Source organism: Caballeronia temeraria (assembly GCF_001544795.2).
In the GTDB taxonomy this organism is placed as follows: domain Bacteria; phylum Pseudomonadota; class Gammaproteobacteria; order Burkholderiales; family Burkholderiaceae; genus Caballeronia; species Caballeronia temeraria.
Genome location: NZ_FCOI02000014.1, coordinates 21486 through 36501, shown reverse-complemented (window position 1 = coordinate 36501; position 15016 = coordinate 21486). Strand labels below are relative to the sequence as shown.

The 15016-nt window shown below is 62.8% G+C and carries 12 protein-coding genes; 9 read left to right on the top strand and 3 right to left on the bottom strand.

The genetic code is table 11. The features are described 5' to 3' along the window. Both rnhA and AWB76_RS20435 read right to left on the bottom strand, forming a co-directional pair. Entirely contained in the window at positions 1-462 is a 462-nt protein-coding gene (rnhA, locus tag AWB76_RS20440; protein WP_061161977.1) for a ribonuclease HI, read from the bottom strand. Further along, positions 462-1295, bottom strand: coding sequence for a class I SAM-dependent methyltransferase (locus AWB76_RS20435; RefSeq protein ID WP_061161976.1), 834 nt, complete (start codon positions 1293-1295; stop codon positions 462-464). The genes rnhA and AWB76_RS20435 overlap by 1 nt, the downstream gene beginning before the upstream one ends. Positions 1296-1313: 18 nt before the next feature. Here AWB76_RS20435 and gloB point away from each other — a divergent pair, with 18 nt between their 5' ends. From gloB to AWB76_RS20400, 7 genes are all read left to right on the top strand, one after another. After that, a complete protein-coding gene (gene gloB / locus AWB76_RS20430; RefSeq protein WP_061161975.1) occupies positions 1314-2165 on the top strand; it encodes a hydroxyacylglutathione hydrolase in 852 nt (283 codons plus the stop codon). Positions 2166-2326: 161 nt separating this feature from the next. Continuing rightward, entirely contained in the window at positions 2327-3967 is a 1641-nt protein-coding gene (locus AWB76_RS20425; protein WP_061161974.1) for a transglycosylase SLT domain-containing protein, read from the top strand. A gap of 116 nt (positions 3968-4083) precedes the next feature. Next, the gene (locus AWB76_RS20420) at positions 4084-5328 is read left to right on the top strand and encodes an MFS transporter (protein WP_061162096.1); all 1245 of its coding nucleotides are present in this window, start codon (positions 4084-4086) and stop codon (positions 5326-5328) included. 338 nt (positions 5329-5666) lie between these two features. Then, complete coding sequence (gene carA, locus AWB76_RS20415) at positions 5667-6809, top strand: glutamine-hydrolyzing carbamoyl-phosphate synthase small subunit (RefSeq protein ID WP_061162095.1); 1143 nt, start codon at positions 5667-5669, stop codon at positions 6807-6809. Between the two features lie 33 nt (positions 6810-6842). After that, positions 6843-10097, top strand: a complete 3255-nt coding sequence (gene carB / locus AWB76_RS20410) for a carbamoyl-phosphate synthase large subunit (RefSeq protein WP_061161973.1) — start codon at positions 6843-6845, stop codon at positions 10095-10097. Between the two features lie 109 nt (positions 10098-10206). Next, positions 10207-10683, top strand: a complete 477-nt coding sequence (gene greA, locus AWB76_RS20405; protein WP_061161972.1) for a transcription elongation factor GreA — start codon at positions 10207-10209, stop codon at positions 10681-10683. Beyond that, positions 10683-11198 (top strand): DUF4149 domain-containing protein, encoded by a 516-nt coding sequence (locus tag AWB76_RS20400; RefSeq protein ID WP_061161971.1) that lies wholly within the window; start codon positions 10683-10685, stop codon positions 11196-11198. The genes greA and AWB76_RS20400 overlap by 1 nt, the downstream gene beginning before the upstream one ends. A 56-nt stretch (positions 11199-11254) precedes the next feature. Here AWB76_RS20400 and AWB76_RS20395 read toward each other — a convergent pair whose 3' ends face one another. Further along, positions 11255-11794 (bottom strand): YhbY family RNA-binding protein, encoded by a 540-nt coding sequence (locus AWB76_RS20395; protein ID WP_061161970.1) that lies wholly within the window; start codon positions 11792-11794, stop codon positions 11255-11257. A gap of 292 nt (positions 11795-12086) precedes the next feature. On the opposite strand from AWB76_RS20395, the gene AWB76_RS20390 reads away from it, so the two are divergent. Beyond that, the gene (locus tag AWB76_RS20390) at positions 12087-12749 is read left to right on the top strand and encodes an RlmE family RNA methyltransferase (RefSeq protein ID WP_061161969.1); all 663 of its coding nucleotides are present in this window, start codon (positions 12087-12089) and stop codon (positions 12747-12749) included. 185 nt (positions 12750-12934) lie between these two features. Further along, positions 12935-14821: an ATP-dependent zinc metalloprotease FtsH gene (gene ftsH / locus AWB76_RS20385; RefSeq protein WP_061161968.1), complete on the top strand. Its 1887-nt coding sequence runs from the start codon at positions 12935-12937 to the stop codon at positions 14819-14821. Positions 14822-15016: the final 195 nt, after the last annotated feature.

Genomic DNA, 15016 nt, shown 5'->3' with positions numbered 1-15016 from the left:
TCAGTTGTCCGCGAGCGAGGTCACGCCGCGATTGGCGAGCGCATCGGCGCGTTCGTTTTCGGGATGACCGGCGTGGCCCTTGACCCAGCGCCATTCGATCTCATGCCGCGCGACGAGATCGTCGAGGCGCTTCCAGAGATCGGCGTTCTTGACGGGCGTCTTCGCGGCCGTCATCCAGTTCTTTTTCTTCCAGCCGTGGATCCATTCGCTGATGCCTTTCTGAACATATTGCGAATCGGTGTGGATGATCGCGCGGCACGGACGTTTCAACGCCTCGAGCGCGGAAATCACGGCCATCAGTTCCATGCGGTTGTTGGTGGTCGCGGCTTCTCCGCCGAACAGCTCCTTTTCCAGCGAGCCGAAGCGGAGCAGGGCGCCCCAGCCGCCGGGACCGGGATTGCCCTTGCAGGCGCCGTCCGTGTAGATGTCGATTACCTTGTTCGATGCGGATTCTTGAGTCATCAAAGCTCTTTGCGGGTCTCGTTGCGCGTGTGCGGAGCGGCGACCGGCGCGAGGCCTGGCGCGAGCGCGGGTTTTTTGAGCTTGCGCGGACCGATGACGCGCATGCCGCGCACGCGCTTCACCGCCGTGATCATGTAGGCCGCGCCGAAGATGGGCCACCAGCGGTCGCCGGCGGCTTCCATAAATTGATAGCGTTGCAGCCACTTGTCCGTGACGAGCGGCGGACGATAGCAGCCGAAGCGTCCGCGTTCAAGATCGAATCCGAGCAGCTTGATCCAGTCCTTGATGCGCGTGAACGCGATCATCTCGTGCGCCGACGGCACGAACGGCCGTCCCGCCACCTTGCCCAGCGATTGCCGGGCACCCCACAGGCTCAGCGAATTGAACCCGAGGATGATCAACTGCCCTTCGGGCACCAGCACGCGCTCGGCTTCACGCAGCAGACGATGCGGGTCCGGCGAAAATTCGAGCGTGTGCGGCAGCACGAGCAGATCGACGCTCTGCGCCTCGAACGGCAGATCGAGCAGATCGCACCATACGGTGCTGCGGCCATCGGGCGCGCTCGCAGCCGGCAGCGCGCTCACGCCGGGCATGGTCGCGCGCGGCGGCGTGTAGGGCGCGCTCGATGCGCTTTCGGCGTCGAGCACGAGCGCGCGTCCGGTCATGCGATTTTCGCGCAGCGCGTCGAGCTGCGGCATGCCGAGCTGCAGCGCGTGATAGCCGAAGATGTCCGACACCACGTGATCGAGCTGCGCCTGCTCCCAGTCGAGCACGTAGCGTCCGGGCGCCGAGCTCGTCCAGGTGGGCCAGTCTATAATCGATCGGTCAGACATGTTCGGATTGCCGCATAGATGATCGCCATGAATTCGCTTGCCAAGAAATCGCCTGCTCAGGATGCACCCGATGCCCTCGAATACGTGCCGGTACCGGCGTTCGAGGACAACTACATCTGGCTCGTGTCGGACTCGCGCGATGCGGTCGTGGTCGACCCCGGCGATGCTGCGCCCGTCGAGGCCTATCTCGCCAAACGAGGTTGGCGGCTGACCGCTATTTTACTCACGCACCACCATCAGGACCACGTCGGCGGCGTGAAAGCACTCCTCGATAGCCGAATGGCAGAGGGTGGGATTCCCGTCTACGGCCCGGCGGGCGAGCGCATCGAGCATGTGACGCAGCGTGTCACGGGCGGCGATACGGTGCGCATCGCGCAGCCGGCGCTCGAGCTTTCCGTGATCGATGTCCCCGGCCACACGGCGGGACACATCGCCTATTTTCAGGCGGGCGACCCGGACGGCACGCCGCATCTCTTTTGCGGCGACACATTGTTCGCGAGCGGTTGCGGCCGTCTCTTCGAAGGCACGCCGCAGCAGATGCTCAGTTCGCTCGACGCGCTCGCCGCACTGCCGGAGAACACGCAGGTCCACTGCGCGCACGAGTACACGCTGTCGAATATCAAGTTCGCCCGCGCGTGCGAGCCGGACAATACCGCGCTGCTGCGATGGAGCGACGACGCGCAGGCGCTGCGCGCGGCCGGCAAGCCGACTTTGCCGACGACCATCGGCCACGAAAAAGCGGTGAATCCATTCCTGCGCGCGGACGTTCCAGCCATCCAGGCGACGCTTTCATCGCAGTTCGGCGCCCCGGTTTCGGACCGGCTCGAAGCGTTTCGAATGATGCGCGGCTGGAAAGATAAGTTCCGTTAACACAAACTATTTGGGGCTAACCTCAACCGAAACGTTGGAATCGCTGTTAGATGCAGGATTTTGCAGGGGTTTTGCGCGCATTCTTATTGACGTCTTAAGTGCTGTTCCGTACCATCGGCTGCAAATTTCCAAGCATTATCTTTTGGAAGCAGAGACGTTCCATGCGACTAACCCTTAGCGCGCTGTCCGTCCTGATGCTCGCCGCGTGCGCGAGCCAGGGACCTACGGCGTCAGATCCGCTTTCAGCTTCAGCCACTTCCACCGTTTCGCAGCAACAGATCGCCGACACGATTCGCCGCACCGCAGCAGCCAAGGAAACCATCGACGTCGACAAGACGCCTGTCACTTCGCTCGTAGGTTCGTCCGACCTCTGGAACCGCATTCGCAGCGGCTTCCAGATTCCCGATCTGCAGAGCGACCTCGTCGACATGCAGGTCAACTGGTATGCGCAGCGCCCGGATTACGTCGAGCGCATGACCACGCGTTCGCAGAAGTATCTGTATCACATCGTCGAGGAGCTCGAGCAGCGGCACATGCCGACCGAGCTGGCGCTGCTGCCGTTCATCGAATCGGCTTACAGCCCGCAGGCGCTCTCCGTCGCGAAGGCCGCGGGCATGTGGCAGTTCATGCCGGGCACGGGCCGCGACTACAACCTCAAGCAGAACATGTGGCAGGACGAGCGCCGCGACGTGCTCGCGTCGACGTCCGCCGCGCTCGATTACCTCTCGCGCCTGCATGACATGTTCGGCGACTGGCATCTCGCGCTCGCCGCGTACAACTGGGGCGAGGGCAACGTGCAGCGCGCGATCGCGCGCAACGAGGCGGCGGGCTTGCCGACCGACTACGAAAGCCTGCGCATGCCCAACGAGACGCGCAACTACGTGCCGAAGCTGCAGGCCGTGAAGAACATCGTGAGCAACCCGCAGATGTACGGTCTCACGCTGCCCGACATTCCGAATCACCCGTACTTCGTGACGGTCACGACCGCGCGCGACATCGACGTGACCATGGCCGCGAAGCTCGCCGGCATGAGTGTGGAGGAATTCCGCTCGCTGAATCCGTCGTTCTCGAAGCCGGTGATTCTCGGCGCGACCAATCCGCAGATCCTGCTGCCGTTCGATAACGCCGCTTCGTTCCAGCGCAATCTGACGTCGTATTCGGGCGCGCTGTCGTCGTGGACCACGTACACCGTGACCGAGCGCGCGCGTCCGGCCGCGATCGCCGAAAAAATCGGCGTGGACGCGGACACGCTCATGTCGGTCAACCGCATTCCGGCGGGCATGCGTCTGAAGCCGGGTTCGACCATCGTCGTGCCGCGCACGGATGACGACGACGAAGACATCAGCGCCGACGTCGCCGCAAACGCGATGCTCGCCGTCGAGCGCGACGTGCCCGACACCCGCAGGCTCGTGATCCGCGTGCGCCGCAAGCAGTCCATCGGCACGCTGGCGGATCGCTACGACGTCTCGCCGGCGCAATTGCGCGCGTGGAACCGCACGCACGGCGAAATGTTCATGCCGGGGCAGGTGGTCGTGCTGCACGTGCCGTACGGCCGTGCGGTGCCGGCCGAGCCAGGTCCGGCGCGCGTGGAAACCGTGGCGGCGTCGAGCCGTTCGTCGGGCGGCGTATCGAAGATCGGCACGCGCGTGCCGGAGCCGAAGTCCTCGCGTGGCGGCAAGACGAGCGCGCATTCGTCGGGCAAGGTGACGAAGGTGTCGGCTTCGACGGCGTCGCATGCGGCAAAGCCCGCCGCCAAGACCACGAAGCCGGCTGCCACGACGAAGAGCAGCAAGAAGAAATAACGCCCGCTTGCTTATGCCGGAGCGATAACCCACGCCGTCACCAAGGTGACGGCGTTCTCTTTTTGGGCGACCCCGCTACACTGTCGATCCAAGAATCGATGAAGCGCTTGTTTCACATGTCGTCCTCCGTTCGTCTCCGCGTTTTCCTCCTGTTCGCCGCCGGCTACTTCGTCTCGTACGTGTTCCGCGGCGTCAATCTCGGCTTCGCGCCGCTCATCACGCACGACCTCGGCCTGTCCGGCGCCGATCTCGGTCTGCTGACGGCGCTGTATTTCATCGGATTCGCGGCGGCGCAGATTCCGGTCGGCGTGATGCTCGATCACTTCGGGCCGGCACGCGTGACGGCCTGCATGCTCCTGTTCGCCGCGGCGGGCATCGGCGTGTTCGGCGTATCGAACGGACTGGCCGGATTGATGGCGGGGCGCCTGCTGATCGGCGTGGGCGTGTCCGTGTGTCTCGCGGCGGCGTTCAAGGCGTCGGCGCAGCATTTCCCGATATCGCGCCTGCCGCTCATCAACGGCTTCACGATGGCCGTCGGCGGTTTGGGCGGCGTGGTCGTCGGGTCGCCGCTTTCGTTCGCGCTGCAGTTCGCGACGTGGCGCCAGGTGTGTTTCGGCCTCGGCGCGTTCACGCTCGTCGTCGCGGCGGCGATCGCGCTCTTCGCGCCGCGCAAGGCTGATGCGCATCATCAGGCCGACATCGTCACGCAGTTCAAGGGCACGTGGCACATCATGAAGAGCGCCGCGTTCTGGAAGATCGCATCGTTTCCCGTCGTCACGCAGGGCGTGTTTTTTGCGATGCAGTCGCTCTGGATACGTCCCTATCTCACCGATGTGATGAACCTCACGCCCGCGCATTCTTCGGCGATCGTTTCCGTGCTCGGTTTCGCGATGATGTTCGGCTCGATCGGCTTCGGCGCGGCGGCGCGCATCCTCGAGCGGCGCGGCGTCTCGGTGTACGCGTTCTGCGGCGCCGGCATGACGCTCTTCGTCGTCACGCAGGTGTTGATGGCGCTGCGCGTGCCGCTGCCGCCCGCGACGCTCATCGCCGCTTATGGCGTCTTCGGCGGCACGGGCATTCTGAGTTACGCGGTCGCGGCGCGTTACTTCCCGTCGCACATGGCCGGGCGCGTGAATACGACGCTGACCCTCGTAATTTTTCTGCTGATCTTCGGCTTTCAGGTTGGCGTCGGCGCAATGCTTTCGCTGTGGCCGGTGCAAGCGGGACGCTATCCGGCAACGGCGCACGTTTCGGTATGGGCGACGCTCATCGCGCTGCAAATCGCGAGCGCGATCTGGTACATGTTGCCGGGCCGCGCGCTGCATAAACGCGAGGCGCAAGTGGAAAACGCGACGTCGTAACCGGGGCGGCGGGCGGCAAGCGGACCACTCCCAAATTTGGCAGATGTGTCAATTTAACGCTATAATTCCAAGGTTTGAGCACATCAACCCGCACCCTAGCGCCTACCTCCCATTCACCGTCGTTCGCTGCGCCAGTCAGCGCGCGCCGCACGCCGCCGATCGCCTGCTTCGTCACCGCGTTTGCCTCCATGCAAGCGAGCTGATCCGAGCCGCGACGCGCGCCTCGCGAGCCGCCGCCACACTGCGCGAAGGAAACCCTCGTTCTACGAACGGTGGGAAGCCAAGCCTGAATTTCGGACAGACAGGTCGGTAACAGGGTGTTCCCCAAGGAGCTTCCCGTGTTGCCGTCATTTTCCCCCGCACTACTCGCACTTGCCGACGGCACGGTCTTTCGTGGTCAATCGATCGGCGCACCCGGTTCGACGATCGGCGAAGTGGTGTTCAACACCGCCATCACCGGTTATCAGGAAATCCTGACCGATCCGAGCTATGCCCGCCAGATCGTCACGCTGACCTATCCGCATATCGGCAACTACGGCGTGAACGCCGAAGACGTCGAAGCCACCAAAGTCCATGCCGCCGGCCTCATCATTCGCGATCTGCCGGTGCTCGCATCCAACTTCCGCTCCGAGCAATCGCTCTCCGACTATCTGAAGGTGCAAGGCGTCGTCGCCATTTCGGGCATCGATACGCGCAAGCTCACGCGCATCCTGCGCGAGAAGGGCGCGCAGAACGGCTGCATTCTCGGCGGCAGCGACGACGAAGCGAAGGCGCTCGGCCTCGCGCGCTCGTTCCCGGGTCTCGCCGGCATGGACCTCGCGAAGGTCGTGTCGACGGAAAAGAGCTACGAATGGACGCAGACCGAATGGCGTCTCGGCAGCGGCTACGGCAAGCAGGACGCGCCGAAATTCCGCGTCGTCGCATTCGATTACGGCGTGAAGTACAACATCTTGCGCATGCTCGCGGAACGCGGTTGCCACGTCACCGTGCTGCCCGCGCAATCGAGCGCCGCTGACGCGCTCGCGCTCAATCCGGACGGCATCTTCCTGTCGAACGGCCCCGGCGATCCGGAACCGTGCGACTACGCGATTGCCGCGACGCGCGAGTTCATCGAGCGCGGCATTCCGACGTTCGGCATCTGCCTCGGCCATCAGATCATGGGCCTCGCCGTCGGCGCAAAGACGATGAAGATGAAGACCGGCCACCACGGCGCGAACCATCCGGTGAAGGACATGGACGATGGCCGCGTGGTGATCACGTCGCAGAACCACGGTTTCGCGGTCGATGCATCGACGCTGCCCGCCAACGCGAAGGTCACGCATGTCTCGCTCTTCGACGGCACGCTGCAGGGCTTCGCGCTCACCGACAAGCCCGCGTTCTGCTTCCAGGGTCACCCGGAAGCGTCGCCCGGCCCGCACGACATCGCGTATCTGTTCGACCGCTTCATCAAGCTGATGGAAGCACAAAAGGTCGCAGCTTAAGAACAGAACACAGCACACAGACAGAGCACAGTTATGCCGAAGCGCACAGACATCAAGAGCATCCTCATCATCGGCGCGGGCCCGATCATCATCGGCCAGGCGTGCGAGTTCGACTATTCGGGCGCGCAAGCATGCAAGGCGCTGCGTGAGGAAGGCTACAAGGTCATCCTCGTCAACAGCAATCCAGCGACGATCATGACCGACCCGAACACGGCGGATGTCACGTACATCGAGCCGATCTCGTGGGAAGTGGTCGAGCGCATCATCGCGAAAGAGCGTCCCGATGCGATCCTGCCGACCATGGGCGGACAGACCGCGCTGAACTGCGCGCTCGACCTGTTCCATCACGGCGTGCTGGAGAAGTACAAGGTCGAGCTGATCGGCGCATCGCCCGAAGCGATCGACAAGGCGGAAGACCGCCAGAAGTTCAAGGACGCGATGACGAAGATCGGCCTCGGTTCGGCCAAGTCGGGCATCGCGCATTCGATGGAAGAAGCGCTCGCGGTCCAGGCGCAGATCGCCGAAGCGACCGGCAGCGGCGGCTATCCGACCGTCATTCGCCCGTCGTTCACGCTGGGCGGCTCGGGCGGCGGCATCGCGTACAACAAGGAAGAGTTCGAGGAAATCTGCCGTCGCGGTCTCGATCTTTCGCCGACGCGCGAACTGCTGATCGAAGAATCGTTGCTCGGCTGGAAAGAGTACGAGATGGAAGTCGTCCGCGATAAAAAGGACAACTGCATCATCGTGTGCTCGATCGAAAACCTCGATCCGATGGGCGTGCATACCGGCGACTCGATCACCGTCGCGCCCGCGCAGACGCTCACCGACAAAGAGTATCAAGTGCTGCGTAACGCGTCGCTTGCCGTGTTGCGCGAAATCGGCGTCGATACAGGCGGCTCCAACGTGCAGTTCGCGATCAATCCGAACGACGGCCGCATGGTCGTCATCGAGATGAATCCGCGTGTGTCGCGGTCGTCGGCGCTGGCTTCGAAGGCCACGGGTTTCCCGATCGCGAAGGTCGCCGCGAAGCTCGCGTGCGGCTACACGCTCGACGAACTCAAGAATGAAATCACCGGCGGCCAGACGCCCGCATCGTTCGAACCGACGATCGACTACGTCGTGACGAAGGTGCCGCGTTTCGCGTTCGAGAAATTCCGGGAAGCCGATTCGCGCCTGACGACGCAGATGAAGTCCGTCGGCGAAGTGATGGCGATGGGCCGCACGTTCCAGGAATCGTTCCAGAAGGCGCTGCGCGGTCTGGAAGTCGGCGTCGACGGTCTCGACGAAAAGACCACGAGCCGCGACGAAGTCATCCGCGAGATCGGTGAGCCGGGCCCGGACCGCATCTGGTATCTCGGCGACGCGTTCCGTCTCGGCCTGACGATGGAAGAGATCTTCGAAGAGACGTCGATCGATCCGTGGTTCCTCGCGCAGATCGAGCAGATCATCCTGAAGGAGAAGGCGCTCGAAGGCCGCACCCTCGAAAGCCTCACGCGCGACGAACTGCTGTATCTGAAGAAGAGCGGCTTCTCGGATCGCCGTCTCGCGAAGCTCACCGGTTCGAAGCAGGACGACGTGCGCAAGAAGCGCCACGAACTGAAGGTGCGTCCGGTCTACAAGCGCGTCGATACGTGCGCGGCCGAGTTCGCGACGAAGACCGCGTACATGTACTCGACGTACGAAGAAGAGTGCGAAGCGAATCCGACCGACAAGAAGAAGATCATGGTGCTGGGCGGCGGCCCGAACCGGATCGGTCAGGGCATCGAGTTCGACTATTGCTGCGTGCATGCCGCGCTCGCGATGCGCGAGGACGGCTATGAAACCATCATGGTCAACTGCAATCCGGAAACCGTGTCGACCGACTACGACACGTCCGACCGTCTGTACTTCGAATCGCTGACGCTCGAAGACGTGCTCGAAATCGTCGATCTGGAAAAGCCGGTCGGCGTGATCGTGCAGTACGGCGGCCAGACGCCGCTCAAGCTCGCGCTCGATCTCGAAGCGAACGGTGTGCCGATCATCGGCACGTCGCCGGACATGATCGATGCCGCCGAAGATCGCGAGCGCTTCCAGAAGCTGCTCAAGGATCTCGATCTGCGTCAGCCGCCGAACCGCACCGCGCGCGCGGAAGACGAAGCGCTCAAGCTCGCGGAAGAAATCGGTTATCCGCTGGTCGTGCGTCCGTCGTACGTGCTCGGCGGCCGCGCAATGGAAATCGTCCACGAGCCGCGCGATCTCGAACGCTACATGCGCGAGGCCGTGAAGGTGTCGAACGACTCGCCGGTGCTGCTCGACCGCTTCCTGAACGATGCGATCGAATGCGACGTCGACTGCATTTCCGATGGCGACGACGTGTTCATCGGCGGCGTGATGGAGCACATCGAACAGGCGGGCGTGCATTCGGGCGACTCGGCGTGCTCGCTGCCGCCGTACTCGCTGTCGAAGGACACCGTCGACGAGTTGAAGCGGCAAACCGCCGCAATGGCGAAGGCGCTGAACGTCATCGGTCTGATGAACGTGCAGTTCGCGATCCAGCAAGTTCCGCAAGCCGACGGCTCGAAGCAGGACATCATCTACGTGCTGGAAGTGAACCCGCGCGCATCGCGCACGGTGCCGTACGTGTCGAAGGCGACGGGTCTGCCGCTCGCGAAGATCGCCGCTCGCGCGATGGTCGGTCAGAAGCTCAAGGCGCAGGGCGTCACGAAGGAAGTGATTCCGCCGTACTTCAGCGTGAAGGAAGCGGTGTTCCCGTTTGTGAAGTTCCCGGCGGTCGATCCGGTGCTCGGGCCCGAAATGCGTTCGACCGGCGAAGTGATGGGCGTGGGCCGCACCTTTGGCGAAGCGCTTTTCAAGTCGCAACTGGCCGCGGGTTCGCGTCTGCCGGAATCGGGCACGGTGCTTTTGACCGTGATGGACGCCGACAAGCCGAAAGCCGTCGAAGTCGCGCAGATGCTGCACGAACTCGGCTATCCGATCGTCGCGACGAAGGGCACGGCGGCGGCCATCGCGGCGGCGGGCGTGCCGGTGAAGACCGTCAACAAGGTGAAAGACGGCCGTCCGCATATCGTCGACATGATCAAGAACGGAGAGATCGCGCTCGTCTTCACCACCGTCGATGAAACGCGTGCCGCTATCGCGGATTCGCGTTCGATTCGTATGAGCGCGCAGGCCAACAAGGTCACGTACTACACGACCATGTCGGGCGCGCGCGCGGCCGTCGAAGGTCTGCGGTATCTGCGGGATTTGGAAGTCTATGATTTACAAGGCTTGCATGCTCGCCTAAACTAAGGCTTCGATTACTGGTCCAAGCATCACGAGCCGCGGTTAAGCGGCGTCTCTTTCGGGAGATGCGCTTAACCGCGGTAATTTTTTTGACGAAATTGTTTGTGAGTGGTCTATGAGCACGATTCCTTTGACGAAGCGCGGCGCGGAGTTGCTGCGCGACGAGTTGCAACGCCTGAAGGCCGTGGAGCGTCCGGCGGTCATCACTGCGATCGCGGAAGCGCGCGCGCAGGGCGACTTGTCGGAAAACGCGGAATACGATGCCGCGAAAGAAAAGCAGGGATTCATCGAGGGCCGTATCGCGGAAATCGAGTCGAAGCTCGCCGCCGCGCAAGTGATCGACCCGACGCAGGTCGAAGCGGAAGGGCGCGTGGTGTTCGGCGCGACCGTCGAACTGGAAGACCTAGAGTCGGGCGACATGGTGACGTATCAGATCGTCGGCGATGACGAAGCCGACATCGACCACGGCCTCATCTCCGTCAGCTCGCCGATCGCGCGCGCGCTGATCGCGAAGTCGGAAGGCGACGTGGCATCGGTGCAGGCGCCGAGCGGCGCGCGCGAATACGAAATCATCGCGGTTCGCTACGTCTGATGGAGCACCGGCTCTTTCGCATCGTTAGCATGGTCTGGGTCGGCAGCTTGCTGACCCTCGGCCTCGTCGCTGCCCCCGTCCTCTTTTCGATGCTCGACCGCACGTCGGCGGGCTCGGTGGCGGCGCAACTCTTCCGGATCGAAGCGATCATCGGCGTGGTCAGCGCGTTCGTGCTGATTCTCATCGGCAATCGCTTCGTGAAAAGCGGCATCGTCGACTACAAGCGCGTGCGGTGGATCGTCGCGGTGATGCTCGTGTGCGTGCTGGTCGGCTACTTCGCGCTGCAGCCGTTCATGAACTCGCTGCGTATGGCGGCGCAGGAAGCGGGCACCGATCTGGCGAGCTCGCCGTATGCGAAAGAGTTCGGGATTCTGCACGGCATTTCGAGTGCGATCTATCTGATCGAATGCCTGTTCGGTATTGCGCTGGTGTGGCGCTTGCCGGGCGCGGCGCCGGTGAAGATCGTGCCGAAGGGGAAATCCGCCAAGGTGGCGGCGAAACGCGCGCGAAGCTGAGTCGCAGTCGTTCGAGGCGGCGCGTGCGTTTCAGCTGAAATGCACGCGCCGTTTGCTTATTTGACGGCCTGATGCTGGCGCTTCACGCTGGACTGGCGCTTCTTCGCACGCTTCACATTGCCGCCGGCGGTCACGCGTTCGTTGCCCAGCACCTTCAGCGTCTGCTTCTTCGGCTTCTTGAAGGCGGGCGCGTCGCGCGAGATTTTCACGGCTTTCACGACACGCGGCGCGCGGCCTTTCGTCGAACGTTCTTCGGCGGCCTCGGCAGCGCTCGGCGGCATCGTGCTGCGCGTGCGGGTGGCGCGGCTCTTCGGGGCGGCGCCTTCGGGTCTCCAGATCACGAGCAGCTTGCCGATATGCTGGATAGGCGCGGCGTTCAGGCGATCGCAGATTTCGTCGTAGACCGCGACGCGCGCTTCGCGTTCGTCGCCGAACACGCGGACTTTGATGAGCCGATGCGCTTCGAGGTGCACGTTGATCTCTTTCAGCACGGCATCGGTCAGACCCTCCGCGCCGACGAGCACGACGGGCTTGAGCGCATGGGCCTGGGAGCGCAGATCGGCGCGCTCGGCGGGGGAGAGTTTAAGAGCTGGCATGAGAAATTTGGGACTCGACTAAAATGTGGGCGGCGTGAGTGGCTCGCGAGGCGGGTTGAACACGCCGATGCGAAAGCGCACGGAACTGTGGCCGATTCGCGCCGGATTTGCGGCGCATCGATCGCGCCACGCCCACCAGAAACAGAACAGGCCGGATGCCCGGGTTGCGGAGCGCAAGCGCTCTGAGGACCGGTCCGGCCAACAAGACGCGTATTATCCGCTAAAAGCCTCGCGCGATGCAGCAAAATACGCACCGGGCGTGCTGTCAGCGCGCCACATGAGCTCAGTTTGAATGGCAAAGAACCGTTTTAATCATTCGTGGTTGCACGACCACATCAACGATCCTTACGTGAAGATGGCGCAGCGCGAGGGCTATCGCGCGCGCGCCGCGTACAAGCTGAAGGAGATCGACGAGCAGGACAAGCTCATCAAGCCGGGGCAGGTCATCGTCGATCTCGGCTCGACGCCCGGCAGCTGGAGCCAGTACGCGCGTAACAAGCTCGCGCAGGGCGCGAAGCGGGACACCGAGCGCGAGGGCGGCATCGACGGCACGATCATCGCGCTGGATATTCTGCCGATGGAGCCCATTGCGGACGTCACGTTCATCCAGGGCGACTTTCGCGAGGACGAGGTGCTCGCGCAGCTCGATGAAATCGTCGGCGAACGTCAGGTGGACCTTGTAATTTCCGACATGGCCCCCAACCTCTCAGGCGTGGCGAGTGCGGATGCCGCGCGCATCGAGCACCTGTGCGATCTGGCGCTGGAGTTCGCGCAGAACCATCTGAAACCGGAGGGTGCGCTGCTGGTCAAATGTTTTCACGGCAGCGGTTACAGTCAGATCGTCGAAAAGTTCAAGCAGCAATTTAAAGTGGTGGCGCCGCGCAAACCGAAGGCTTCTCGCGACAAATCGTCGGAGACTTTTATTCTCGGGCGGCGGCTCAAGCACCCGAACTGAACGGCCCGCTCGATCGACTCGGCGAAAATCTGCGATATTTTCGCGGATTATGCCGAAAAAGGGCCGTCTGCCGCTATTTGTGCGGTAGATAAACCTTATGGCAGGGGTTTGCGGACTGGATTAGAATGCTTTGGTGGCGCCGCAAGGTTTATGTAGGCGCCCGTCTATGAGTGAGGAGTGGTGCTTTGAACAACAATATGTTCTCTAAAGCGGCAGTGTGGCTCGTGATCGCACTGGTGCTGTTTACGGTGTTCAAGCAGTTCGATAAGCCCCGCGTCCAGGAAGGTGTGTCCTATTCGCAGTTCATGGACGACGCGAAGAACGGCAAAGTCAAGAATGTCACCGTTCAGGGCCGCAATCTAACGGTCACTCCGGCAGACGGCCAGAAATACCAGATCGTGTCGCCCGGCGACATCTGGATGGTCGGCGACTTGATGAAATACGGCGTTCAGGTCAGCGGCAAGGCTGACGATGAACCGAATGCGCTCGTCTCGGCGCTGTACTACCTCGGACCGACGATTCTCATCATCGGCTTCTGGTTCTACATGATGAGGCAGATGCAGGGAGGCGGCAAAGGCGGGGCGTTCTCGTTCGGCAAGTCCCGGGCGCGGCTGATCGACGAAAACAACAACGCAATCAATTTCACCGATGTCGCCGGTTGCGACGAAGCCAAGGAAGAAGTGTCGGAGCTGGTGGACTTCCTGCGCGATCCGCAGAAATTCCAGAAGCTGGGCGGACGTATTCCACGCGGCGTGCTGCTGGTCGGCCCTCCGGGTACCGGTAAGACGCTGCTGGCGCGCGCCATTGCTGGCGAAGCGAAAGTGCCGTTCTTCAGCATTTCCGGTTCGGACTTCGTTGAAATGTTCGTGGGTGTCGGCGCGGCGCGTGTGCGCGACATGTTCGAGCAGGCGAAGAAGCATGCGCCGTGTATCGTGTTCATCGACGAAATCGACGCGGTCGGCCGTCATCGCGGCGCCGGCATGGGCGGCGGCAACGACGAGCGCGAGCAGACGCTGAACCAGATGCTCGTCGAAATGGACGGCTTCGAAGCGAACTCGGGCGTCATCGTGATCGCGGCGACGAACCGTTCTGACGTGCTCGACAAGGCGTTGCTCCGTCCGGGCCGTTTCGACCGCCAGGTCTACGTCGGTCTGCCGGATATCCGCGGCCGCGAGCACATCATGAAGGTGCACCTGCGCAAGGTGCCGATCGCGAACGACGTGGATGCATCGGTCATCGCACGCGGCACGCCGGGTTTCTCGGGCGCGGATCTCGCGAATCTCGTGAACGAAGCGGCGCTGTTCGCGGCGCGTCGCGGAAAGCGCATCGTCGAAATGCAGGACTTCGAAGACGCGAAGGACAAGATTTTCATGGGTCCGGAGCGCAAGTCGGCTGTCATGCGCGAGGAAGAGCGTCGCAATACCGCGTACCACGAGTCCGGTCACGCGGTGGTTGCGAAGCTGCTGCCGCATGCCGATCCGGTGCACAAGGTCACGATCATGCCGCGCGGCTGGGCATTGGGCGTCACGTGGCAGTTGCCGGAGCATGATCGCGTGAATCTGTATCGCGACAAGATGCTCGAGGAAATCGCCATCCTGTTCGGCGGCCGTGCAGCGGAAGAAGTGTTCCTGAACTCGATGTCGACCGGTGCTTCGAACGACTTCGAGCGCGCAACGAAAATGGCGCGCGACATGGTGACGCGCTACGGCATGTCGGACGTGCTCGGCACGATGGTCTACGTCGATACCGAAGAAAACGGCATGTTCGGCAAGATGGGCGCGAAGTCGGTGTCCGAAGCCACGCAGCAGAAGGTCGACGCGGAAATCCGCCGTATCCTCGACGAGCAATATGCGCTCGCCCGCAAGCTGCTGGAAGATAGCCGCGACAAGGTCGAAGCCATGACCAAGGCGCTGCTCGAATGGGAAACCATCGACGCGGATCAGATCAGCGACATCATGGCGGATCGTCCGCCGCGTCCGCCGAAGAACCTGCCGCCTCCGTCCGGCGATACGCCGTCGGGTGGCAACAGCGGCAACGAGGTGAAGCCAGGCAACGCGCCGGCAACGGCCTGAGTGTCCTGAGTCGGTTCATGGGCCGGTGTGCATAGCACGCCGGCCCATTTTCACTTGTGGGCCCGGTTTTAATGAGACGCTGCGTGCAAACGTCGTATAGCTTCTGAATCCCGTTTCGTTCGACTCGCTTGACCACACTTAGCCCATCTCCGCTTCCAGCAGCGCCGCTCCAGTGCGGGCGCTTTACGCTGACCT

What these genes read in the sequence shown, in the direction of transcription:
- rnhA (WP_061161977.1), bottom strand. Translation starts at nt 462, where the DNA reads ATGACTCAAGAATCCGCATCGAACAAGGTAATCGACATCTACACGGAC.
- AWB76_RS20435 (WP_061161976.1), bottom strand. Translation starts at nt 1,295, where the DNA reads ATGTCTGACCGATCGATTATAGACTGGCCCACCTGGACGAGCTCGGCG.
- gloB (WP_061161975.1), top strand. Translation starts at nt 1,314, where the DNA reads ATGATCGCCATGAATTCGCTTGCCAAGAAATCGCCTGCTCAGGATGCA.
- AWB76_RS20425 (WP_061161974.1), top strand. Translation starts at nt 2,327, where the DNA reads ATGCGACTAACCCTTAGCGCGCTGTCCGTCCTGATGCTCGCCGCGTGC.
- AWB76_RS20420 (WP_061162096.1), top strand. Translation starts at nt 4,084, where the DNA reads ATGTCGTCCTCCGTTCGTCTCCGCGTTTTCCTCCTGTTCGCCGCCGGC.
- carB (WP_061161973.1), top strand. Translation starts at nt 6,843, where the DNA reads ATGCCGAAGCGCACAGACATCAAGAGCATCCTCATCATCGGCGCGGGC.
- greA (WP_061161972.1), top strand. Translation starts at nt 10,207, where the DNA reads ATGAGCACGATTCCTTTGACGAAGCGCGGCGCGGAGTTGCTGCGCGAC.
- AWB76_RS20400 (WP_061161971.1), top strand. Translation starts at nt 10,683, where the DNA reads ATGGAGCACCGGCTCTTTCGCATCGTTAGCATGGTCTGGGTCGGCAGC.
- AWB76_RS20395 (WP_061161970.1), bottom strand. Translation starts at nt 11,794, where the DNA reads ATGCCAGCTCTTAAACTCTCCCCCGCCGAGCGCGCCGATCTGCGCTCC.
- AWB76_RS20390 (WP_061161969.1), top strand. Translation starts at nt 12,087, where the DNA reads ATGGCAAAGAACCGTTTTAATCATTCGTGGTTGCACGACCACATCAAC.